This window comes from Caballeronia sp. Lep1P3, assembly GCF_022879595.1.
GTDB lineage: Bacteria > Pseudomonadota > Gammaproteobacteria > Burkholderiales > Burkholderiaceae > Caballeronia.
The window spans coordinates 1,179,907-1,200,611 of sequence record NZ_CP084265.1; the positions used below are offsets into that span (position 1 = coordinate 1,179,907).

A 20,705-nucleotide genomic window follows, 5' to 3' on the forward strand; every position below is an offset into this window, starting at 1 on the left:
TGAGCGAAGCCGATGAAGCGCGGGCGCACCGCTTCGTCGTGACTGACAGAATTCATCGTCAATTTGAGGAAACCATGAGTGCTATCGTAGATATCATCGGCCGCGAGATTCTCGATTCGCGAGGCAATCCGACCGTCGAATGCGACGTGTTGCTCGAATCGGGCACGATGGGCCGCGCCGCGGTTCCGTCGGGCGCGTCCACCGGGTCGCGCGAGGCCATCGAACTGCGCGACGGCGAAGCGGGCCGTTACGGCGGCAAGGGCGTGCTGAAGGCGGTCGAACACATCAACACCGAGATTTCCGAAGCCATCATGGGCCTCGACGCCTCGGAGCAGGCTTTCCTCGACAAGACCCTGCTCGAGCTCGACGGCACTGACAACAAGTCGCGCCTCGGTGCGAACGCGCTGCTGGCCGTCTCGATGGCGGTGGCAAAGGCAGCAGCCGAAGAAGCCGGCTTGCCGCTGTATCGCTATTTCGGCGGCTCGGGCGCCATGCAACTGCCGGTGCCGATGATGAACATCGTCAACGGCGGCGCGCACGCGAACAACAGCCTGGACATCCAGGAATTCATGATCGTGCCGGTGAGCCAGCCGACGTTCCGCGAAGCGCTGCGCTGCGGCGCAGAAGTGTTCCATGCGCTCAAGAAGATCCTGTCGGATCGCGGTATGAGCACGGCGGTCGGCGACGAAGGCGGCTTCGCGCCGAACTTCGGCAGCAACGACGAGTGCCTGTCCACGATTCTTCAGGCCATCGAGAAGGCGGGCTATCGCGCCGGTGAAGACGTGCTGCTCGCGCTCGATTGCGCGGCGAGCGAGTTCTACCACGACGGCAAGTACCAGCTCGCGGGCGAAGGGCTGCAACTGTCGTCGGGCGAATTCGCGGACTATCTCGCGACGCTGGCCGATAAATTCCCGATCGTCTCCATCGAAGACGGCATGCACGAAGGCGACTGGGACGGCTGGAAGACGCTGACCGAGCGCCTCGGCAAGAAGATTCAGCTCGTCGGCGATGATCTCTTCGTCACGAACACGCGCATCCTGAAGGAAGGCATCGAGAAGGGCATCGCCAACTCGATCCTCATCAAGATCAACCAGATCGGCACGCTGACGGAGACGTTCGCGGCCATCGAAATGGCGAAGCGCGCGGGCTACACGGCGGTCATCTCGCACCGCTCGGGCGAAACGGAAGATTCGACCATCGCGGATATCGCGGTGGGCCTGAACGCCGGTCAGATCAAGACGGGCTCGCTCTCGCGCAGCGACCGCATCTCGAAGTACAACCAGTTGCTGCGTATCGAAGAAGACCTCGGCGATATCGCAAGCTACCCCGGCAAGTCGGCGTTCTACAACTTGCGCTAAAGCTTTCGCCGCTTTAGTCGATAAGGACGTTAGTCTTATCTTTTGCCCGCCGCCCCGGCCTCGCGTGACGCGAAGCCGCCGGACGGCGCTTATCTCGGCTACGTGAATGCGGCTTGTAACTGTCGTTCTGCTCTTTTTGCTGGTGCTGATCCAATACCCGCTTTGGTGGGGGCACGGCGGTTGGCTGCGCGTGCATGAATTGCAGCAGCAACTTGCGCAGCAGACCGACAAAAACACGAACCTGAAGTTGCGCAACGAGCGCGTGCAGGGTGAAGTGCAGGATCTGCAAACCGGCACCGCTGCGGTGGAAGAGCGCGCCCGCTATGAAATGGGCATGGTGAAGGACAGCGAGGTGTTCGTGCAGTTCGTCTCGCCGAATTCGACCGCGCCGGTGAACGCCGCGAACGTGCCGGGCATGAACGGCTCGACGCGCGGACAGGTATCGGCGGCGCCGCTGCGCGTGGTGCCGAATCCGGTATCGCGATCGAAACAGGAATTGCGCGACCTCGATCGCAAGGCGCGCAAGGACAAGACAGCGGAAGCCAAGAAGAAGCAGCAGGGCGCGGGAGGTTGACGGCTTTCGCTTTGCGGGCAAACAAAAATGGCGCAGTCTCGCGGACGGCGCCATTTTTTTATGCTGCGTCAGATCGGACGCTCACCACCAGGTGCCGAAGCCGACGCCCGTGCCCCAGTAAGGACCGCCGCCCCAGCCGCCGCTCGAGTATCCGCCGTACACGCTGACGGGCGGCGTGTAGTAGCCGGACATCATCTTCGCGTTATTGCCGGCGGTGGCCGCCTGCTGGGATTCGTTGAGCGCTTGTCTGTCGATATCGTTGTAGCGCTGCATCTGCTGCTCGGGCGTGAGCGCTTGTTGCGCCGGTGTCGGCGTATTCGGCAGACGGCTGTAGATGGGCGACGGACCCGGCGGGTCCATCGCGCAACCGGCGACGACGAGCGCCGCAGCCGCAGCGGACGACAGTTTCAGCGTGAACAGGGCGGTTCTCATCTTGCGACCTCCAGCGGGTCGGACAACTAAACAAAGTCCCATCATAGCGCGCGGCGTCGAACGCGAGCGCTTGCATCGCGCTGCGCCTTCGGACTGTCGGGCGCGCTTACGGCGCGCGCCAAGCACCGCCCGACAACGCTTCTTTAGCACTCAGTGCCGCTGATCCGATGCCGGACTCACGCCCTGCGAAAGCTCTTTCGCGACAAAAAGTTGCGCAACGTCGACCGGATCGAACTCATAGCGCTGATTGCAGAATTCGCAATGCACCTCGACGCCGCCGCGTTCCGCGATCACGCTATCGACCTCTTCGCGCCCGAGCATCCTCAGCATGCCGCCGACCTTCTCGCGCGAGCACGTACATTGGAAGCGCGCCGAAGCGGGCTCGAAATGCTGCACGTCCTCCTGCCAGAAAAGACGCCGAAACACCGTCTCCGGCTCTTCCTTCAACAATTCGTCGTTCGACAGCGTGCTGCCGAGATGACAGACGCGCTGCCACGTATCGGCGTCGTGATCGCCCGGATGCGGAACGATGCCGCCATCGCCCGGCAGTTTTTGCAGCAGCATGCCGACGGCGCGGTCCGTGTCGGCGGCGAGCCATATGCGCGTGTCGAGCTGCTCCGAGTGATGCATGTAATGTTCCAGCACCTCGGCCATCGACGCGAGTGGCCCATGCTCGCCCGACAGCGGCACGATGCCCTGGTACGGCTGCTGTCCGGGCTTCTTGTCCGAAGGATCGAGCGTGATGACGCAGCGGCCGTGACCCTGACGGTTGAGCAGGTCCGCGAGCAACATGTCGTCCGTAAGCTCGCTCTCGGCGCCTTCCGCGAGCTTCGCCGTCGCGCGCAGCGTCAGGCTCGAATTGCACTGCACGACCAGCATCTTCACCGGGCCGTCGCCGTAAATCTGCATGATGAGCGTGCCGTCGAACTTGAGGTTCGCCGACAGCAGCGCGCAGGCGGCCATCATCTCGCCGAGCACGTTGCGCACGGCCGGCGGATACGCGCGGCGCGCGAGCACTTCCTGCCACGTATTGCGCAGCGAAACGATCTCGCCGCGCACCGGCGCCGCGTTGAACATGAATTTTTGCAACTGGTCCTTCACAACGCTTCCTTGGATGTTGGGGCGGAGCGTGCCGCTCTGCGTTGTCCGCAGAGCCGCCGTTCAGCCGATGCGCACGAGTTGCGCCTTATAGTATTCGCGCCGGTCGGCATAACTCGCCGTGGCCGCGCGCATGCGGGCGATGTCCGCTTCGCCGATCTCGCGCACGGCCTTCGCGGGCGCGCCCAAAATCAGCGTGTTGTCGGGAAACACCTTGCCTTCGGTGACGATCGCGCCCGCGCCAACGAGACAATTGCGGCCGATGACCGCGCCATTCAAGACCACGGCCTGAATTCCGATCAGCGAACCTTCGCCGATGCTGCAACCGTGCAGCATCGCCTGATGGCCGACGGTGACATCCGCCGCGATATTCAGCGGAAAGCCGGGGTCCGCGTGCAGCACCGCGCCTTCCTGCACATTGCTGCCGCGCCCGACGACGATGGGCTCGTTGTCGCCGCGCAGCGCCGCGCCGAACCAGACGCTCGCGTTTTCTTCGAGCGTCACGCGACCGATGATGGTCGCCGTATCCGCCAGAAACACGCTTTCGTGGATGTTTGGGGCGTCGTCGCCGAGTTTGTAGATCGCCACGTTGTCTCCTCTGCTCTCGTTGATCGGGGAATTTCGCGCGGCGCTAAAATGCGCGCCTTGGCGCCCGCGCGTGGATGCCGCGCTTTTTTGCGCGCTCGTGATGCGATGCTTGGCGTCGATCTTGCCGCCGCCGGGATTCCCATTTTAGCCGTTTGCAGCGTTTCGCCGCCGAGCCTGCATTTCCTGTGTACGTTGTCATGCCGAATGCCCCGACGCTCCCGACTGCCGATTCCATTCCCCAATGCGCGCGCGCCACGGCGCTCGCGATCCTCCGCGAGCCGGAACCGGCAGCGAAGGCCGCGCACGCGCGTGCGTTGTACGAGCGCGTGCGAGCGGGCGCGTGCGTCGTCGATCCGGCCGTCGCGCTCGCGGAACCCGAGGGCCTTCCCGGACGCCCGGCGCGGCCCGAACTCGTCGAGCCGTCGTCGCTCAAGCGCCGCAGCATGCAGTCCGACGCGGGCCGCGCGGTGCTGCTGCACGCGCTCGCGCATATCGAATTCAATGCGATCAACCTCGCGCTCGACGCGGTCTGGCGCTTTCCGTCGATGCCCGCCAATTTTTATCTCGACTGGTTGAAAGTCGCGGCCGAGGAAGCGCATCACTTCTCGCTTCTCACGGCGCGCCTTGCGGAATTCGGCCACGCCTACGGCGATTTTCCGGCGCACGATGGTTTGTGGGACATGGCGCAGCGCACGCGTGGCGACGTGCTGGCGCGCATGGCGCTCGTTCCGCGCACGCTGGAGGCGCGCGGGCTGGACGCGTCGCCGCCGATTCGCAAGCGGCTCGCGCAGGCGGGCGATCACGCGTCGGCGGCGATTCTCGACGTGATCCTGCGCGACGAAATCGGCCATGTGCTGATCGGCAATCGCTGGTTCCGGTTTCTCTGCGAGCGTGCGTCGCTCGATCCGCACGCCGCCTACGAACGGCTCGCCGCGCACTATCACGCGCCGAAGCTGCGCGGTCCGTTCAACTTCGAGGCGCGCCGCGACGCGGGCTTCGACGAGGAGGAGCTTCGGGCGCTTGCGGGGCTGGACGGCGCGGTCTGAAGCGCTTCGCCGCTATACTCGAACGACCATCCTTTTCTATCGATTCCAAGGCGAAAACCATGAAAGAATCGCGCTCCGAGTTCGTCGATGCGCGCGGCGTGCGGCTGCATGTGCGCCGCTGGGGTTCGCCCGACGCGCCCATGCTTTTCATGCTGCACGGCTGGATGGACGTGGCCGCGTCGTTCCAGTTCGTCGTCGATGCGCTCGCGGGCGACTGGCAAGTGCTCGCGCCCGATGCGCGCGGCTTCGGCCTGTCGGACTGGCCTGTCGCGCAACGAGGCGGCGGGCATTATTACTTTCCCGACTATCTCGCCGATCTGGATGCGCTTCTCGACCACTACGCGCCGATGGGCGCCGTCGATCTCGTCGGGCACAGCATGGGCGCGAACGTCGCGCTGCTCTATGCGGGCGCGCGGCCCGAGCGCGTGCGGCGCGTCGTCGATCTGGAAGGTTTCGGGCTTCCCGCGACACGTCCGTCGCAAGCGCCCGGCGCGATGACGCGATGGCTCGACGATCTGCGCGCGCCGCCGCCCTTGCGCAGCTACGCCACGCTCGATGAAGTCGCCGACCGGCTCATCAAGACGAATCCGCGTCTCGCGCGCTCGCGGGCGCGTTTTCTCGCGCAGCACTGGTCGCGTCGCGAAGCGGACGGCGCCTTTCATCTGCTCGCGGACCCGGCGCACAAACTGCGCAGCCCGACGCTCTTTCGACTCGACGAAGTGATGGCCGTCTGGTCGCGCGTGCGGGCGAAAGTGCTGCATGTCGAGGCGCAAGAGTCGCCGACGCTCGCGCAGTTCGCCGCCGGTACGCCGATCGCCGAATTCAAGGCGCGCTTTTCCGCGTTCGTGGACTGGCGCGAGGAAACCTTGAGCGACGCGGGACACATGATTCATCACGATCAGCCCGAGCGCGTCGCCGCGCTGATCGAATCGTTTTGCGCGTGAGGCGAGGCGTTTGCTTGGGTGTTGGTGCAGGCATCGGCGCAGGCATCGGCGCAAGCGGTGTTTTGCACCGTTCAAGTAAAATGAGACACCATGAAGCCGACCATCAACGCCGATCTGCACTGCCATTCCACCGTTTCCGACGGCCAGCTTGCGCCCGCTGACGTCGCGGGGCGCGCGCATGCCGGCGGCGTCGAATTGTGGTCGCTGACCGATCACGACCAACTCGGCGGGCAGCGCGAAGCCCGCGCCGCGGCCGAAGCGCTCGGCATGCGCTATCTCGCGGGCGTGGAAATCTCGGTGACGTGGGCATCGCGCACGGTGCACGTGGTCGGCATGAACGTCGATCCCGAGAACGAGGAATTGCGCAACGGGCTCGCGTCGACGCGCAATGGCCGTGCGGCACGCGGCGTCGCCATCGGCGAGGCGCTCGCGGCGGTCGGCATCCCGAACGCCTACGAAGGCGCGCTGCGCTACACCGACGACCCCGACATGATCTCGCGCACGCACTTCGCGCGCTTTCTCGTCGACGCAGGGTACGCGCAGAGCACGTCCGACGTGTTCGCGCGCTATCTCGGCGACGGCAAGCCCGGCTTCGTCGGGCATCGCTGGGCGAAGCTCGCCGACGCCATGCAGTGGATTCGCAATGCGGGCGGCGAGGCGATCATCGCGCATCCCGGCCGCTACGATTACACGCCCGTGGAGTTCGCCGCGCTCTTCGACGAATTCATCGAACTCGGCGGCAAGGCGATCGAAGTCGTCACCGGCAGTCACACGCCGGACCAGTATCGCGAATACGCGGAGGTGGCGCGCCGCTACGGTTTCGAGGCGTCGCGCGGCTCGGACTTTCACGCGCCGGGGGAAGGGCGCATCGATCTCGGCCAGCTTCCGCCGCTGCCGGACGATCTGAAGCCCGTCTGGGAGCGCTGGCTTTAACGCTCCCGCCGCGACGCGCGCACGCTCCTTGCGTCGTTTGCATATCCGCACGCACCACTCGACAGACGCGTCGCATCTCGCGCGCACGATCGGAACAAGAAGGCGTCGCCATGTCCCAATTTTTTCGCATTCATCCGGATAATCCGCAGCCGCGGCTCATCAATCAGGCGGTGCAGATCATCAGGGACGGCGGCGTCGTCGCGCTGCCGACCGATTCGAGCTACGCGCTCGCCTGCCATCTCGACGATAAGGCCGCCGTCGAACGCTTGCGGCGCATTCGCGGCATCGACGACAAGCAGTTGCTATCGCTGCTCGTGCGCGATCTGTCGGAGTTGTCGAACTTCGCGATGGTGGACAACCGGCAGTATCGGCTCATCAAGTCGGTGACGCCCGGGCCGTATGTGTTCGTGCTGCAGGCGACGAAGGAAGTGCCGCGCCGGCTGTCGCATCCGTCGCGCAAGACGATCGGCTTGCGGGTGCCGGATCATACGATCGCGCTGGCGCTGCTCGAAGCGCTCGGCGAACCGCTGCTCGCCTCGACGCTCATCCTTCCCGGCGAAGAGGAACCGCTGAACGACGCGGAGGAAATCCGCGAGCGGCTCGAAAAGCAGATCGAGCTCGTGATCGATGCGGGCGCGTGTCCCGCCGAGCCGTCCACCGTGATCGACCTGTCCGGCGGCGAGCCGGTGCTCGTGCGGGCGGGGCGGGGCAGTCTGGAACCGTTCGGGCTCACGGCGTAGGAATCGTCCTGGCGCCTCAGGGCGAGCGCCTGAGGACCGCGCCCCGCTTGATACAATGTCGCCCTATGGATCCTTCCCTGATACAAACCATCGCGGTGTACGCGCTTCCGGTGATCTTCGCGATCACGCTGCACGAGGCCGCGCATGGCTACGCCGCTTGTCTGCTCGGCGACAACACGGCCTATGTGCTCGGCCGCGTTTCGATGAATCCCATGCGCCACATCGATCCCATCGGCACGATCGTCATACCTATCGTGCTGTATTTCGTGACGAGCGGCGCATTCATGTTCGGCTACGCGAAGCCGGTTCCGGTCGCTTTCGGCAATCTGCGCAATCCGCGCTGGGGCAGCCTGTGGGTCGCGGCGGCCGGTCCCGGCAGCAATTTCGTGCAGGCGCTTCTCTGGGGCGTGCTCGCGGTGCTGCTCGCGGCCTTTCACGTCGACGAACCGTTCTTCACGCGCATGGCGGCGGCGGGCGTCGGCGTGAATCTCGTCTTCGGCGTGCTCAATCTCTTTCCGCTCTTGCCGCTCGATGGCGGGCGCATCCTGGCGGCGCTTCTGCCGGTGCGCGCGTCGCTCGCGTTTCAGAAAATCGAGCCATACGGCTTCTGGATCGTGATGGCGCTCATCATGACCAACGCGCTCACGCGCTTCTGGCTCGGCCCGCTCGTGAACGTCGGCTACGCGGCGGTGTCGGCCATTCTGAATCCCTTCGCTTCACTCTTTCCCTAAGATCATGTTCCCTGACCGTATCTTTTCCGGCATGCGGCCCACCGGGTCGCTGCACCTCGGCCACTATCACGGCGTGCTGAAAAACTGGGTGCGGCTTCAGTCCGAATACCCGTGCTTCTTCGCGGTGGTCGACTGGCACGCGCTGACGACGCACTACGAAACGCCCGAGGTCATCGAGAAAAACGTCTGGGAAGTGCTGATCGACTGGCTCGCATCGGGCATCGATCCGGCGCAGGCCACGCTCTTCATCCAGAGCCGGGTGCCGGAGCATGCGGAACTGTCGCTGCTGCTCGGCATGGGCACGCCGCTCGGCTGGCTCGAACGCGTGCCGACCTACAAGGAGCAGATCGAGAAGCTGAGGGAAAAGGACCTTTCCACCTACGGCTTTCTCGGCTATCCGGTGCTGATGGCGGCGGACATTCTGCTGTACCGCGCGTCGCTCGTGCCGGTCGGCGAAGATCAGGTGCCGCACGTCGAAATGACGCGCGAAATCGCGCGCCGCTTCAACTATTTGTACGGGAAGGAACCGGATTTCGAGGAGAAGGCGCTCGAAGCCGCGAAGAAACTCGGGGGCAAGCGCGCGAAGCTGTACCACGAACTGCGCGTCGCGTATCAGCAGGAAGGCGACGACGAAGCGCTCGAACAAGCCCGCGCGATGCTCCAGGAATCGCAAAGCCTGTCGATGAGCGACCGCGAGCGGCTCTTCGGCTATCTGGAAGGCGCGCGCAAGCTCATCCTCGTGGAGCCGCAAGTGCTCTTGACCGAAGCGTCGCGCATGCCGGGTCTCGACGGCCAGAAGATGTCGAAGTCTTATGGCAACACCATCGGCTTGCGGGAAGACGCCGAGACCATCACGAAGAAGGTCCGCACGATGCCGACCGATCCGGCCCGCGTGCGCCGCACCGATCCGGGCGATCCCGACAAATGCCCGGTGTGGCAACTGCATCAGGTCTATACCGACGAAGCCACGCACGAATGGGTGCAGAAGGGCTGCCGCAGCGCGGGCATCGGTTGCCTCGACTGCAAGCAGCCGGTCATCGAAGGCATCTTGCGCGAGCAGCAGCCGATGCTCGAGCGCGCGCAGAAGTACATGCACGACCCGTCGCTGTTGCGCGCGATCGTCGCCGATGGCTGCGACAAGGCGCGCAAGTTCGCGACCGAAACCATGCGCGACGTGCGCGAAGCCATGGGCCTGTCGTACAACTGATGAACGCCGGCACGCCGAGCGGCTGGGTCGCGCGCTGGGTGCATCTCGTTGCGCCCGGCGCGCGCGTGCTCGATGTCGCATCGGGCGGCGGGCGTCACGCGCGCTGGTTCGCCGGGCGCGGTCATGCCGTGCTCGCCGTCGACCGCGACGAGGAGGCGCTTGCCTCGATGTCCGCGTGCGATCGCATCGCGACGCTCGCCGCCGATCTGGAAGGCGCGCCGTGGCCGCTTCCTGCCGATCAACGGTTCGGCGCGGTGATCGTGACCAACTATCTGCATCGGCCGCTCTTCGCGCGTCTGATCGAGTCGCTCGCGCCGGGCGGCGTGCTGATCTACGAGACGTTCGCGGCAGGAAACGAGCGCATCGGCAAGCCGTCGAATCCGGCGTTCCTGCTCGCGCCCGGCGAGTTGCTCGATGCAGTGCGCGGTCGTCTTCGCGTCGTTGCATACGAAGACGGCTTCATCGACGCGCCGCGTGCTGCCTACGTGCAGCGAATCTGCGCGGTGCATGAAGCGCAGGCAGACAATGGCGCCGTAGACGACGCAGCCGCGGCGCTCACGATTGGTAACACACCCCGGGGAAGGCCGCGTTACGTATTGACGGGCTAATCCGCTACAATCGCGTAGTAGCGCTTTTCGCGATTAAATTTTCGATTAAATTCATAGAGTTTCATGACTAGCGAAACCAACGGCGGAACGAACGGCGGCATCCGGATCCGCGGCAGCATCCCTGCCATCGTCACACCGATGCACGAGGACGGTAGTCTCGATCTGCCGGCGTTTCGAAAGCTGATCGACTGGCACGTCGACGAGGGCTCGAACGGGCTCGTCGTCGTGGGAACGAGCGGCGAATCGGCCACGCTCTCGGTCGAAGAGCACGTTCTGATGGTGCAGACCGCCGTCGAGCATGCGGCGAAGCGCATTCCGATCATCGCGGGCGCGGGCGGCAATTCCACGGCGGAAGCCATCGAGCTGTCGAAGCAGGCGAAGAAGGTCGGCGCCGACGCCACGCTGCAAGTCGTGCCGTATTACAACAAGCCGACGCAAGAGGGCATGTACCGGCACTTCCGCGCCATCGCGCAAGCCGTCGATCTGCCCGTCATCCTTTACAACGTGCCGGGCCGCACCGTTGCCGACATGAGCAACGAGACCATCCTGCGTCTCGCGGAGGTGCCGGGCATCATCGGCGTGAAGGAAGCGACGGGCAATATCGATCGCGCGGCGCATCTCATCAAGCACGCACCGGCGAACTTCGCGATTCTGAGCGGCGACGATCCCACCGCCATCGCGCTGATGCTGCTGGGCGGCCACGGCAATATCTCGGTGACGGCCAACGTTGCGCCCCGTCAGATGAGCGAACTCTGCCGCGCCGCGCTGCAAGGCGATGCCATCACGGCGCGCCGCATCCACCTGAGCCTGCTCGCGCTGCACAAGCAATTGTTCTGCGAATCGAACCCGATTCCGGCGAAATGGGCGCTGCAAGCGCTCGGCCGCATGGAAGGCGGCATTCGCCTGCCGCTCACGCCGCTCGATGCGCGTTTTCACGATGTCGTGCGCGGCGCGCTCCGCGAGGCCGGGCTGCTCGCCTGACCCTGGAAGGCGGCGCTCGACGAATCGATCGCGCCGCCGCCTGGTTCGGAGCCGCCACGCCAATCACCAACCGCGATCTATCGCCCTCGACGACCCGCGCTCGCGCGGGACCGACGCGAGGCAATGCGGTTTCAGCACGTAATCTGCAGCAAAGAAGGACCTCATGAAACATTCCGCTCTTCTTACTCAAGCCAAACGCCTGAGCGTGCTGTCGCTGGGCGCGGGCGTCGTCTTTGCGCTCGCCGGCTGCGATACGCTCAACGACTGGCTCGCGCCGGATCGCGTCAATTACAAGGCGGCTGAAACCGCGCCGGCGCTCAACGTGCCGTCGGATCTGAGCACGGCCGACATCAGCCAGCGCTACGCCGCGCCGCCGCCGATCAACGCGCTCGGCGGTGCTGCCCAGCGCAACGCGACGCCCGCGGGCAACCTGACGCTCGGCGTGCCGAACGCGCAAGACCCCTACGGCATGCACGTCGAGAGCGACGGCGATCGCCGCTGGCTCGTCGTGGACGGCCGTTCGCCCGATCAGATCTGGCCGCAGTTGCAGGAGTTCTGGACGGAAAACGGCTTCACGCTGAAAACCGATTCGGCGCAGCAGGGCATCATGGCGACGGACTGGGCGGAAAACCGCGCGAACATTCCGGACGACTGGTTCAGAAAGAGCGTCGGCAAGCTGCTCGATTTCGCGTATTCGTCGGGCACGCGCGACATGTTCCGCACGCAGGTGGACCGCGCGTCGGACGGCTCGACGGACATCTCCGTCACGCATAGCGCGATGGAAGAAGTGCTGACCGGGCAGGACAAGACGTCATCGCGCTGGGAGACGCGTCCGCGCAATCCCGCGCTCGAAGCCGCGTTCCTCGCGAAGATGATGCAGAAATTCGGCCTGACCGAAGGCCAGTCGAAGCAGCTGATCGCGCAGGCGCGTCCGGCGGGCGCGAAGGTGGCGGTGGAGCAGACGGCGGGCGCATCGACGCTCGATCTCGCCGAGCCGTTCGATCGCGCGTGGCTGCGCGTCGGGCTCGCGCTCGACCGCACCAACTTCACGGTCGACAATCGCGATCGCGACAAGGGCATCTACTACGTGCACTACTCCGATTCGATGGCCGAGCTGAAGAAGGAAGGTCTCTTCGGCAAGCTCTTCTCGAGCAATTCGCCGCGGCCGACGCGCCAGTTCCTCGTGAACGTGCGCTCCAAGGCGGATTCGGTGACGCAGATCGCCGTCGTCGACGCAAACGGTCAGCCGGACAACTCGTCCGATGCGCAGCGCATCGTGTCGCTGCTGCATGCGCAGTTGAACTAGGCGGCGCAACCCATTGTGAGATTCGCCAGTCTGGGCAGCGGCAGTGAGGGCAATGCGTTGCTCGTCGAATCGACGAGCGGCGCGACCACCACGCGCGTGCTGCTCGATTGCGGTTTTTCCGCGAAGGAAGTGGAGCGTCGTCTCGCCCGGCTCGGAACGAGCGCCGAGCAACTCGACGCGATTCTCATCACGCACGAACACACGGACCACATCGGCAGCGCGCTGACGCTGGCGCGCAAATGGTCCATTCCGCTTCATATGAGTTGGGGCACGGCGCGCGCGGTCGGCGCGGACGAAGCCAAGGTCGATCTGCGCGTGCTCTGGGGCGATGAAAGCGTCGCCATCGGCGATGTGAGCGTGTTGCCTTACACCGTTCCCCACGATGCCCGCGAGCCGCTGCAATACGTCTTCTCGGATGGCGCGAGCCGTCTCGGTGTCCTGACGGATGTCGGCGTCGCGACGCCGCATATCACGAGCGTACTGAGCGGCTGCGACGCGCTCGTGCTCGAATCCAATCACGATATCGAGATGCTCGCTGCGAGCCGCTATCCGGCATCGCTGAAGGCGCGCATCGGCGGAACGCATGGACACCTGAATAACGATGCGGCGGCCGCCATTCTGGCGTCGCTCGATCGTTCCAGGCTGCGTCATCTGGTGGCCGCGCATCTGAGCCAGCAAAACAATCTGCCGCACCTCGCGCAGGCGGCGCTCGCGAGTGTGTTGGGCGCGTGTGCGCTGGACATAGTGGTCGCAACGCAAACGGAAGGCTTCGACTGGCTCGCGCTCTGAATGAGTGACCGGCTTTCTCGCCTTCTGCCAGGCGAGACGCAACGGAAACAACGAAGCAGAAGACGCAAAAAAACCGGCTCAAAAGCCGGTTTTTTTGTCTCCGGGCAGCCTGAGCCGCCCGTTGCTCAAAGCCTGATGGCCTTACTGGCTTGCGCCCGATGCCGGAGCAGCAGCCGAAGCAGCAGCGTCCGAAGCTGCGCCAGCAGCCGAAGCTGCGTCGCTTGCAGCGGCCGAAGCGCTCGATGCAGCAGTGTTAGCGTCCGAAGCGGCAGCAGCCGGAGCCGAAGCAGCCGACGAATCGCTTGCAGCGCTCGGAGCAGCCGTATCGCTAGACTTGTTGCATGCAGCCAGGGCAACAGCAGCCAACAGGGATGCTACGAGGAGGGATTTCTTCATGATCACGTCCTTTTATGGTTAAAGGTAAGCAACAGCGCAAAGTACCGGTAATGTGTGCTCCAACACCGACTTGGGCCGCTGTGGAGCCTCACAATTCTTTTTGGGTGTGAGACTTACTACGGCTTGGCCGGAAATTATAGGCATTTTCGTAACGACCGTCGATAAATCAGGGGCCGATACGTTGTCTTTCTCATACAAACTTTCATATTGCGGAACAGCAAAATCCCGGCCTTGCCGATAGCCGCCGACGCTCGCGCGCCAAGCGTTTCAGGCCGATGAGTCCGTCTGAATCCAGCCCGCACGATACCACTCGTGCAGCAGGGATGTCATCGCGGAATCGTCTGTAAGTGTTACAAAGCGTTTCGCCTCCAGACGCCGTGAATCGGCCAACTCCGGCAGCCACTTTCTAGCCTTTGCGGTTAACGCAGCGGCTTCGCCATTAACGAAATACGAGTGCGTGTTGTAGAGCAAATTCGTCTTTCTATCTAGCCTGACGCCAGTCTTTTTCGCGCGCTCCACAAATTTTTGCTCATTTAGCGCGCGACTCGGCGGATCGAAAACCACATTGGCTTTCGGCTCACTCAAGTAACTGCCTAGAAACTCCGCAACGTCCTTTTCATCCCACGTCACCTTTGCAAGGATCGCGCCAACCTGTTCGACGAGCAGTGCGGGCAGCGCGGCCGGTGTTTCCACAGGCGGCTGCGCGGGATCGCGATAGCGCGCGTCGGCCTTCGCGTGTGCCCGCGATGCGTCTTCGCCAATGCGCTCGGCGAGGTGATACAGGAACTGCGCGGTCAGTTCGCGCGAGGACGGCGCGCGAAAACCGATGGAGCACGTCATGCACTCGCCCTCGGCGATGCCGTCGTGCGCGATATGCGGCGGCAGATAAAGCATGTCTCCCGGTTCGAGCACCCACTCTTCCTGCGGCTCGAAGTGCTGTAAAACTTTCAACGGCAAACCGGCTTTTAGCGAGAGATCGCGCTGCGCGCCGATGCGCCAGCGCCGCTTGCCGTGAACTTGCAGCAGGAAGACATCGTAGGAGTCGAAGTGAGGCCCGACGCCGCCGCCGTCGGTGGCGTAGGAGATCATGAGGTCGTCGAGACGCGCGTCGGGGATGAAGCGAAAACGGTTCATCAGCGCATGCGCGCGATCGTGATGCAGGTTCAGGCCTTGCACGAGAAGCGTCCATTCACGCTTCTTCACCGATGGAAGTTCGTCGGGCGCGAACGGTCCATGCTCCAGATCCCAAGCGTTGCGAAAATGGGTGATGAGGCGCGATTCGACGTCATCCTGATCGGCGAGTTCGAACAGTTCTTCGCGCGACAGCGGCGCGGCGATGCCGGGGATCGCCTGGCGGATCAGGAGCGGTTTTTTCTGCCAGTAGCGACGCATGAACTGTCGCGGCGTGCGATTGCCCAACAAGGGCGAAACTTCGTCGGGAAGCGGCGCGCGGGGCGATTCGGAAAGGTTCGGAAGGGGCAAGGCTGTAACGTCTGAGGGCCGCTGACGCATCGTATAATCGAGGCTTGTATCTTGGAGGATTCAATGAAAATTGCGAAAGACACTGTCGTTTCGGTCGCTTACAAGCTATCGGATGCGCAAGGCAATCTGATCGAGGAAAGCGACGAGCCGATGGTCTATCTGCACGGCGGCTATGATGGCACGTTCCCCAAGATCGAGGAAGCGCTCGACGGTCACGAGCCGGGTTTTGAAACGCTCATTCAACTGGAGCCTCAGGACGCGTTCGGCGAGTACGATCCCGAACTCGTGAAGATCGAGGAGCGCAGCCGTTTTCCGGAGCCGCTGGAAGTCGGCATGCAGTTCGAAGGCACGCCCGAAGACAGCGACGACGAACTGGACGCGCTCATCTACACGGTGACGGATGTCGCCGAAGACAAGGTCGTGCTCGACGGCAATCATCCGCTCGCGGGCATGGCGCTGCGCTTTGCGCTGTCGGTGCAGGAAGTGCGCACCGCGACGGAAGACGAGATCGAGCATCAGCACGCGCACGGCGCGGACGGGTTGCAGATCGCCGATGAAGACGAAGACGACGATGACGGCGAGCCCGGCGTCGATTCGACTCCGACCCTGCACTGAGCACGTCCACGCAGTGAGTGATCTTTGAAAAGCGCAGCTTCGGCTGCGCTATTTTATTGGCTGTTTGCGTTGGCGGATGCGCCCGGCGGCGTGCCGCGCTGCGCGCCCGATGCAGAAGCCGGCGAGGGAACCGGCAAAATCGGCGGCAGCGCTTGCGGCGGCGTCAGGATCGGCGGAAGACTTGTCGGTGGCTGCATGAGCGAGGGCGCTGGCGGCAAGAAGTCCGGCTGCTCGTTTCGCGGCAGTGCGGGCGGCGTGGACGACGGCGCTGCGGGCGCTGCCGGATACGAAGATGAATAGGGCGACGAATAGGGCGCCGGATAAACGCCATAAGCGCTGTCCGACGCAGCCGATTGCGCGGGCGTCTCGCCCTGCGCTTCGCTCGCCGCGCGCTTGTGTGCATCCCTTGGATCGCGTGCATCGCGGGCATCGCGTGCATCGCGAACCCGCAGGCGAAACGGCGGATGCCAGCGCGCATCGCTCGCCACTTCGAGCCACTGCGACTGCGGCTTCCTGAGCGACAGCGCGACGCGCGTGAGGTTCGTCACCGTCAGGCCCTTGTCGTTGCGAAGCGGCTGATCGATATGGAAACCGTTCGGCTCCGACGCCTCCGTCCGGTGAATGACGATGACCGGACCGCGAAACGCTTCTGCCGCTTTCACCAGACTGCGCTTGAGTTCGAGAAAGCCGTCGCGCGGCTGACTCGAACGCGAGAAGCGCAGCCACGCGAAACGCTCGCGCCGCTCGTAGCGTGCGAAGTCCGGATCGCCCTGAAACAGGATGACGAGCGCGCGCATGCCCGCGCGCCGCGCCGACTCCGCCGCGTGCTCCAGCCAGAATGTCGTCGCGACGGCGCGGTCTTCGAACTCGCCGTTGCGACCGCCCGCCGTCACGTAGTGATTGTTCGGGCTCGGCGCGTTCAGCCCGATGAACGCAATGCCCTCCGCCTGCCAGCGCACGTTCTCCCTGAACGGCCGAAACCGCGCGACGTCGCTCTCGCGCGCAAGCGAAAGCGGACTCTGTCCGAGCGCGTTCGCGTCGGTGAAAAAGAGCTGGCGCACGAAATCGAGCCGCTCGACGGCGTCGTAAGCGCCGCCGTGTGCCTGACCGCAGTCGGCCCAGTCGTGCTGGCCGAGCAGCAGCACGAGCGGTGCGCGCGAGCTGTCCAGCACGTCGCGGCGCGATTGATAGATGCTGTCGCGGCAAGGCTCCGCGCCACCTTTGACGTTGCCGTCGTAGACGATGAACGCGATGTCCCGATCGCGCCCGATGGCATCGAGCATTTGACGCACGGGCGCTTCATCGGCGGGGCGCGTGAGCGCATCCGAAATTACGGCGAACGACAGCGGCTCGCCCGTTTGCGCGCGGACACCGGTGAACGCGCCGCTCAGAACCATCGCGATGAGCGCTGCGGCGAGATATCGCGCCGCAGCGCTCATCGACCGCGACGCGCGCGACGTGGGCGGCGCACCGATACGCTCAACGCGACGCATCCGGCGCGGGCTTCGCCAGTTCATGCAGTTCGTAGAGCAGATCGAGGGCGTCGCGCGGGCGAAGATCGTTCGGATCGAGCGCGCGCAGCTTGTCCAGCGCGGGATGGTCGGGTGCGGCGTTCTCGGTGGACTTCCCGGCGGGCTGATCGGCGGCGTCTTCGAAGGCGTAGGGCGGACTCGCGAAGAGATCGAACTGCGCGGCAGGTTGCCCGATCGATTGCTGTTCGAGATGCACGAGATGCTTGCGCGCGGCGCGAATCACGGCGGACGGCACGCCCGCGAGTTGCGCGACCTGGAGGCCGTAGCTTTGATTGGCCGGACCTTCGTTCACCGCGTGCAAAAACACGATGCCGTGATCGTGCTCGACCGCCGACAGATGCACGTTCGCCGCCTGCGCGAACTCGCCGGGCAGTTGCGTCAGCTCGAAATAATGCGTCGCGAAAAGCGTGTAGCAGCGGTTATGCGAGAGCAGATGCCGCGCGATCGCCCAGGCGAGCGCGAGGCCATCGAAGGTGGACGTGCCGCGGCCGATTTCATCCATCAGCACGAGGCTCGATTCCGTTGCGTCGTTGAGGATGGCCGCGGCTTCGGTCATCTCGACCATGAAGGTCGAGCGGCCACCGGCGAGATCGTCGGCGGCGCCGATGCGCGTGAAGATGCGGTCGAGCGCGCCGAAACGCGCACGCTTCGCAGGCACGTAGCTGCCGACATACGCCATCAGCGCAATCAGCGCGGTCTGCCGCATGAATGTGGATTTACCGCCCATGTTCGGGCCGGTGATGAGAAGCAGCTTGCGATCGTGGCTCAGGCAGCAGTCGTTGGCGATGAACTGCTCGACTTGCGCCTCCACGACGGGATGCCGTCCCTGTTCGATGTCGATGCCCGCGTCGGCGGCGAACTCCGGCGCGACCCAGTCGAGCGCGCGGGCGCGTTCCGCGAAGGCGGCGAGCAGGTCCAGCTCGGCGAGCGCGCCCGCGACACGCTGGCAATCCGCGATGAACGGCAGCAGGTTCTGCAGCAGCGCGTCATAAAGCGCGCGTTCGCGGGCGAGCGCGCGTTCCTGCGCGGACAGCGCCTTGTCCTCGAATGCGTTCAGCTCGGGCGTGATGTAGCGCTCCGCGTTCTTCAGCGTCTGACGGCGGCGATAGTCGTCGGGCACCTTGTCGGTTTGCCCGCGCGTGACTTCGATATAGAAGCCGTGCACCTTGTTGTATTCGACGCGCAGATTGCCGATGCCGGTGCGCGTGCGCTCGCGGGCTTCGAGGTCGATGAGGAACTGGTCGCAGTTCTCGGAGATGTCGCGCAGTTCGTCGAGGTCGGGGTCGTAGCCGCGCGCGATCACGCCGCCGTCGCGGATCAGCGCGGCCGGTTCCGGCGCGATGGCGCTCGTCAGCAGATCGAGACATTCGGGCGGCGGTTCGAGCGCCGCGCCGATGCGGGCGAGCGCGTCGGCGTGAGCGGGCATCGCCGCGACGAGCGCCTGAAGCTCGGGCAGGGCGGCGAACGTATCGCGCAGGCTCGAGAGATCGCGCGGACGGGCCGACAGCAGCGCGAGCCGGCCGGTAATGCGCTCGATATCCGACATCTTGCGCAACGCCGCGCGCAGTGCGTCGAGCCCGCTCGATGCAGGCGCGTCGAGCAGCGTGCCGATTGCATGCTGGCGCGCCTGCGCGATCGACGCATTGCGCGGCGGATGATGCAGCCAGTGACGCAGAAGGCGGCTGCCCATCGTCGTGCAGCAGGTGTCGAGCAGCGAGCAAAGCGTAGGCGATTCGGTGCCGCGCAGCGTCTCGGTGAGTTCGAGATTGCGCCGCGTCGCGGGATCGAGCCCGATGTACTCGGACTCGTACTCCACCTTCAGACTGCGGACGTGCCGCAACTGCTGTCCTTGCGTGGCCGCCGCGTAGAGCAGGAGCGCGCCCGCCGCGCCGCACGCGCAGGTCAGCGTCTCGCCGCCGAAACCGTCGAGGCTCGCCACGTTCATTTGCTCGCGCAGGCGCGCGGTGCCCGAGCCGACATCGAAGTGCCACGCGGGCACGCGCGTCGGCGCGGCGAGATTCGCGACGCCGAAGGTCGCGGGCGTGTCGGCGACCGTATCGGCGATGAGCGTCTCCGACGGACGGATGCGCTCGAGCGCGGCGGCCACTTGCTCGGGCGCGACTTCCGCGAGCCGCAGCGCGCCGCTCGCGAGATTGAGCCACGCCATGCCGACGCTCGTCACGACGCCGCGCCGGTTATGCGCCGGGCAAAGCGCGAGCAGATAGACATCGCTCTTGTCGGAGAGGAGCGCGGCGTCCGTCAGCGTGCCGGGCGTGACGACGCGCACGACCTTGCGCTCGACCGGCCCTTTCGATGTCGCCGGGTCGCCGATCTGCTCGCAGATGGCCACGGATTCCCCGAGCTTCACGAGCTTCGCGAGGTATTGCTCGCACGCGTGATGCGGCACGCCCGCCATCCGGATGGGATTGCCGCCCGATGCGCCGCGCTGCGTGAGCGTGAGGTCGAGCAGGCGCGCGGCTTTCTCGGCATCGTCGAAAAAGAGCTCGTAGAAATCGCCCATGCGATAGAAGACGAGCGTGCCGGGATGCTCCGCCTTGATGCGCAGGTATTGCTGCATCATCGGCGTGTGCTGCGCGAGATCCGCCGGAAGCGGGGCCGCGGCGGGGGCGGAAGAAGAGTCGGGAATTGCCGTGTGATTGCCCATCTTGCGTGCGGTAGGAGCGAGTGGGCCGAACGCGACGCGCGTTCAGCCGCGAGTCAGCTGATAGGGCATGAGTTTAACCTGTCGGGGGTGGCGCGACGGCATCGGCCGGACGGCATAGGACGCGCTCAAGACGCGCTTGAGATGCGCCAAAACGAAAAGGGCCACCGAGCGGTGGCCCCGAAAGCGAGACGCGCGAGCTTCAGGAGCGTCCCGCCAGAAAGCCGACGAGCAGCGCGAGACCCGCGACCGCGCCGAGCGTGTGCCACGGCTTGTCGTGGACGAAATCGTCGGCGTAGCCCGCTGCGTCACCGAGCCTGTCCGTGATCGCCGAGCTTGCGCCGTCCATCTGCGAACGGGCCGATTTCAGCTTCGACTGCAATTGCTTGCGCAACTTGTCCGCGTCGATGTCTCGCGCGCCCTGAAGCGAGCTTTCCAGATCGTCGAGCAGGCTGCGCAACTGGTCGCTGGCCGAATCGACGACATCGCTCGCACCGCGCACGGCGCGTTGGCCGACATCGGCTGCGCCATTGATTTTGCTGTCGAGCGTCGAACGTGTGAACAATCCCATTTCCTTGCTCCTTTATTGACGTGCCGAAGAATGGCCGCGCGCCGGCTTGTGCCTCGAGCCTGGCCGCGGCCCGCTGCGCTGGCGCGCGTTCCTGTTGTTACGACTTCGCCTC

21 protein-coding genes are annotated in these 20,705 nt (G+C 64.9%); 13 read left to right on the plus strand and 8 right to left on the minus strand.

What is annotated here, in order from left to right; translation table 11 throughout:
• The first annotated feature begins 74 nt into the window (after positions 1–74).
• Both eno and ftsB read left to right on the plus strand, forming a co-directional pair.
• The gene (gene eno, locus LDZ27_RS05525; protein ID WP_244815702.1) at positions 75–1,358 is read left to right on the plus strand and encodes a phosphopyruvate hydratase; all 1,284 of its coding nucleotides are present in this window, start codon (positions 75–77) and stop codon (positions 1,356–1,358) included.
• Positions 1,359–1,464: 106 nt separating this feature from the next.
• Positions 1,465–1,932: a cell division protein FtsB gene (gene ftsB / locus LDZ27_RS05530; RefSeq protein WP_244815703.1), complete on the plus strand. Its 468-nt coding sequence runs from the start codon at positions 1,465–1,467 to the stop codon at positions 1,930–1,932.
• An 81-nt stretch (positions 1,933–2,013) separates the two neighbouring features.
• Here ftsB and LDZ27_RS05535 read toward each other — a convergent pair whose 3' ends face one another.
• From LDZ27_RS05535 to LDZ27_RS05545, 3 genes are all read right to left on the minus strand, one after another.
• Positions 2,014–2,364: a hypothetical protein gene (locus tag LDZ27_RS05535; RefSeq protein WP_244815704.1), complete on the minus strand. Its 351-nt coding sequence runs from the start codon at positions 2,362–2,364 to the stop codon at positions 2,014–2,016.
• A gap of 150 nt (positions 2,365–2,514) precedes the next feature.
• Positions 2,515–3,465 (minus strand): Hsp33 family molecular chaperone HslO, encoded by a 951-nt coding sequence (gene hslO / locus LDZ27_RS05540; RefSeq protein WP_244815705.1) that lies wholly within the window; start codon positions 3,463–3,465, stop codon positions 2,515–2,517.
• A 60-nt stretch (positions 3,466–3,525) separates the two neighbouring features.
• The gene (locus tag LDZ27_RS05545; RefSeq protein ID WP_244815706.1) at positions 3,526–4,050 is read right to left on the minus strand and encodes a gamma carbonic anhydrase family protein; all 525 of its coding nucleotides are present in this window, start codon (positions 4,048–4,050) and stop codon (positions 3,526–3,528) included.
• Positions 4,051–4,247: 197 nt separating this feature from the next.
• Between LDZ27_RS05545 and LDZ27_RS05550 the strand changes: the two genes are divergently transcribed.
• The 10 genes from LDZ27_RS05550 to LDZ27_RS05595 all read left to right on the plus strand — a co-directional run bounded on the left by LDZ27_RS05550 (position 4,248) and on the right by LDZ27_RS05595 (position 13,335).
• Positions 4,248–5,096, plus strand: a complete 849-nt coding sequence (locus LDZ27_RS05550) for a ferritin-like domain-containing protein (RefSeq protein WP_244815707.1) — start codon at positions 4,248–4,250, stop codon at positions 5,094–5,096.
• Positions 5,097–5,155: 59 nt separating this feature from the next.
• Positions 5,156–6,040, plus strand: coding sequence for an alpha/beta fold hydrolase (locus LDZ27_RS05555; protein ID WP_244815708.1), 885 nt, complete (start codon positions 5,156–5,158; stop codon positions 6,038–6,040).
• 90 nt (positions 6,041–6,130) lie between these two features.
• Positions 6,131–6,973: a 3',5'-nucleoside bisphosphate phosphatase gene (locus tag LDZ27_RS05560; protein ID WP_244815709.1), complete on the plus strand. Its 843-nt coding sequence runs from the start codon at positions 6,131–6,133 to the stop codon at positions 6,971–6,973.
• Positions 6,974–7,083: 110 nt separating this feature from the next.
• Positions 7,084–7,713 (plus strand): L-threonylcarbamoyladenylate synthase, encoded by a 630-nt coding sequence (locus LDZ27_RS05565; protein ID WP_244815710.1) that lies wholly within the window; start codon positions 7,084–7,086, stop codon positions 7,711–7,713.
• A gap of 65 nt (positions 7,714–7,778) precedes the next feature.
• The gene (locus tag LDZ27_RS05570; protein ID WP_244815711.1) at positions 7,779–8,444 is read left to right on the plus strand and encodes a site-2 protease family protein; all 666 of its coding nucleotides are present in this window, start codon (positions 7,779–7,781) and stop codon (positions 8,442–8,444) included.
• A 4-nt stretch (positions 8,445–8,448) separates the two neighbouring features.
• Complete coding sequence (locus LDZ27_RS05575) at positions 8,449–9,651, plus strand: tryptophan--tRNA ligase (protein WP_244815712.1); 1,203 nt, start codon at positions 8,449–8,451, stop codon at positions 9,649–9,651.
• The gene (locus LDZ27_RS05580) at positions 9,651–10,259 is read left to right on the plus strand and encodes a bifunctional 2-polyprenyl-6-hydroxyphenol methylase/3-demethylubiquinol 3-O-methyltransferase UbiG (RefSeq protein WP_244815713.1); all 609 of its coding nucleotides are present in this window, start codon (positions 9,651–9,653) and stop codon (positions 10,257–10,259) included. The genes LDZ27_RS05575 and LDZ27_RS05580 overlap by 1 nt, the downstream gene beginning before the upstream one ends.
• A 63-nt stretch (positions 10,260–10,322) precedes the next feature.
• Complete coding sequence (gene dapA, locus LDZ27_RS05585; RefSeq protein WP_244815714.1) at positions 10,323–11,240, plus strand: 4-hydroxy-tetrahydrodipicolinate synthase; 918 nt, start codon at positions 10,323–10,325, stop codon at positions 11,238–11,240.
• A gap of 163 nt (positions 11,241–11,403) precedes the next feature.
• Positions 11,404–12,546, plus strand: coding sequence for an outer membrane protein assembly factor BamC (gene bamC / locus LDZ27_RS05590; RefSeq protein ID WP_244815715.1), 1,143 nt, complete (start codon positions 11,404–11,406; stop codon positions 12,544–12,546).
• A gap of 15 nt (positions 12,547–12,561) precedes the next feature.
• Positions 12,562–13,335 carry an MBL fold metallo-hydrolase gene (locus tag LDZ27_RS05595; protein ID WP_244815716.1) on the plus strand — a complete coding sequence of 258 codons (774 nt, stop codon included), beginning with the start codon at positions 12,562–12,564 and terminating at the stop codon, positions 13,333–13,335.
• Between the two features lie 141 nt (positions 13,336–13,476).
• Here LDZ27_RS05595 and LDZ27_RS05600 read toward each other — a convergent pair whose 3' ends face one another.
• On the minus strand, positions 13,477–13,731 hold the full coding sequence (locus LDZ27_RS05600; RefSeq protein WP_244815717.1) for a hypothetical protein: 255 nt from the start codon (positions 13,729–13,731) through the stop codon (positions 13,477–13,479).
• Between the two features lie 267 nt (positions 13,732–13,998).
• The gene (locus LDZ27_RS05605; protein WP_244815718.1) at positions 13,999–15,243 is read right to left on the minus strand and encodes a cupin domain-containing protein; all 1,245 of its coding nucleotides are present in this window, start codon (positions 15,241–15,243) and stop codon (positions 13,999–14,001) included.
• 33 nt (positions 15,244–15,276) lie between these two features.
• Here LDZ27_RS05605 and LDZ27_RS05610 point away from each other — a divergent pair, with 33 nt between their 5' ends.
• On the plus strand, positions 15,277–15,828 hold the full coding sequence (locus tag LDZ27_RS05610; protein ID WP_244815719.1) for a peptidylprolyl isomerase: 552 nt from the start codon (positions 15,277–15,279) through the stop codon (positions 15,826–15,828).
• A 53-nt stretch (positions 15,829–15,881) separates the two neighbouring features.
• Here LDZ27_RS05610 and LDZ27_RS05615 read toward each other — a convergent pair whose 3' ends face one another.
• The 3 genes from LDZ27_RS05615 to LDZ27_RS05625 all read right to left on the minus strand — a co-directional run bounded on the left by LDZ27_RS05615 (position 15,882) and on the right by LDZ27_RS05625 (position 20,593).
• On the minus strand, positions 15,882–17,267 hold the full coding sequence (locus LDZ27_RS05615; RefSeq protein ID WP_370653372.1) for a hypothetical protein: 1,386 nt from the start codon (positions 17,265–17,267) through the stop codon (positions 15,882–15,884).
• A 40-nt stretch (positions 17,268–17,307) separates the two neighbouring features.
• On the minus strand, positions 17,308–19,941 hold the full coding sequence (mutS, locus tag LDZ27_RS05620; RefSeq protein WP_244816048.1) for a DNA mismatch repair protein MutS: 2,634 nt from the start codon (positions 19,939–19,941) through the stop codon (positions 17,308–17,310).
• 283 nt (positions 19,942–20,224) lie between these two features.
• Positions 20,225–20,593, minus strand: a complete 369-nt coding sequence (locus tag LDZ27_RS05625) for a YqjD family protein (protein WP_244815720.1) — start codon at positions 20,591–20,593, stop codon at positions 20,225–20,227.
• Positions 20,594–20,705: the final 112 nt, after the last annotated feature.

What these genes read in the sequence shown, in the direction of transcription:
- LDZ27_RS05615 (WP_370653372.1), bottom strand. Translation starts at nt 17,267, where the DNA reads ATGAGCGCTGCGGCGCGATATCTCGCCGCAGCGCTCATCGCGATGGTT.
- LDZ27_RS05550 (WP_244815707.1), top strand. Translation starts at nt 4,248, where the DNA reads ATGCCGAATGCCCCGACGCTCCCGACTGCCGATTCCATTCCCCAATGC.
- eno (WP_244815702.1), top strand. Translation starts at nt 75, where the DNA reads ATGAGTGCTATCGTAGATATCATCGGCCGCGAGATTCTCGATTCGCGA.
- LDZ27_RS05565 (WP_244815710.1), top strand. Translation starts at nt 7,084, where the DNA reads ATGTCCCAATTTTTTCGCATTCATCCGGATAATCCGCAGCCGCGGCTC.
- LDZ27_RS05560 (WP_244815709.1), top strand. Translation starts at nt 6,131, where the DNA reads ATGAAGCCGACCATCAACGCCGATCTGCACTGCCATTCCACCGTTTCC.
- LDZ27_RS05605 (WP_244815718.1), bottom strand. Translation starts at nt 15,243, where the DNA reads ATGCGTCAGCGGCCCTCAGACGTTACAGCCTTGCCCCTTCCGAACCTT.
- dapA (WP_244815714.1), top strand. Translation starts at nt 10,323, where the DNA reads ATGACTAGCGAAACCAACGGCGGAACGAACGGCGGCATCCGGATCCGC.
- LDZ27_RS05600 (WP_244815717.1), bottom strand. Translation starts at nt 13,731, where the DNA reads ATGAAGAAATCCCTCCTCGTAGCATCCCTGTTGGCTGCTGTTGCCCTG.
- LDZ27_RS05555 (WP_244815708.1), top strand. Translation starts at nt 5,156, where the DNA reads ATGAAAGAATCGCGCTCCGAGTTCGTCGATGCGCGCGGCGTGCGGCTG.
- LDZ27_RS05570 (WP_244815711.1), top strand. Translation starts at nt 7,779, where the DNA reads ATGGATCCTTCCCTGATACAAACCATCGCGGTGTACGCGCTTCCGGTG.
- mutS (WP_244816048.1), bottom strand. Translation starts at nt 19,941, where the DNA reads ATGATGCAGCAATACCTGCGCATCAAGGCGGAGCATCCCGGCACGCTC.
- LDZ27_RS05625 (WP_244815720.1), bottom strand. Translation starts at nt 20,593, where the DNA reads ATGGGATTGTTCACACGTTCGACGCTCGACAGCAAAATCAATGGCGCA.
- LDZ27_RS05580 (WP_244815713.1), top strand. Translation starts at nt 9,651, where the DNA reads ATGAACGCCGGCACGCCGAGCGGCTGGGTCGCGCGCTGGGTGCATCTC.
- LDZ27_RS05535 (WP_244815704.1), bottom strand. Translation starts at nt 2,364, where the DNA reads ATGAGAACCGCCCTGTTCACGCTGAAACTGTCGTCCGCTGCGGCTGCG.
- bamC (WP_244815715.1), top strand. Translation starts at nt 11,404, where the DNA reads ATGAAACATTCCGCTCTTCTTACTCAAGCCAAACGCCTGAGCGTGCTG.
- LDZ27_RS05610 (WP_244815719.1), top strand. Translation starts at nt 15,277, where the DNA reads ATGAAAATTGCGAAAGACACTGTCGTTTCGGTCGCTTACAAGCTATCG.
- LDZ27_RS05575 (WP_244815712.1), top strand. Translation starts at nt 8,449, where the DNA reads ATGTTCCCTGACCGTATCTTTTCCGGCATGCGGCCCACCGGGTCGCTG.
- ftsB (WP_244815703.1), top strand. Translation starts at nt 1,465, where the DNA reads ATGCGGCTTGTAACTGTCGTTCTGCTCTTTTTGCTGGTGCTGATCCAA.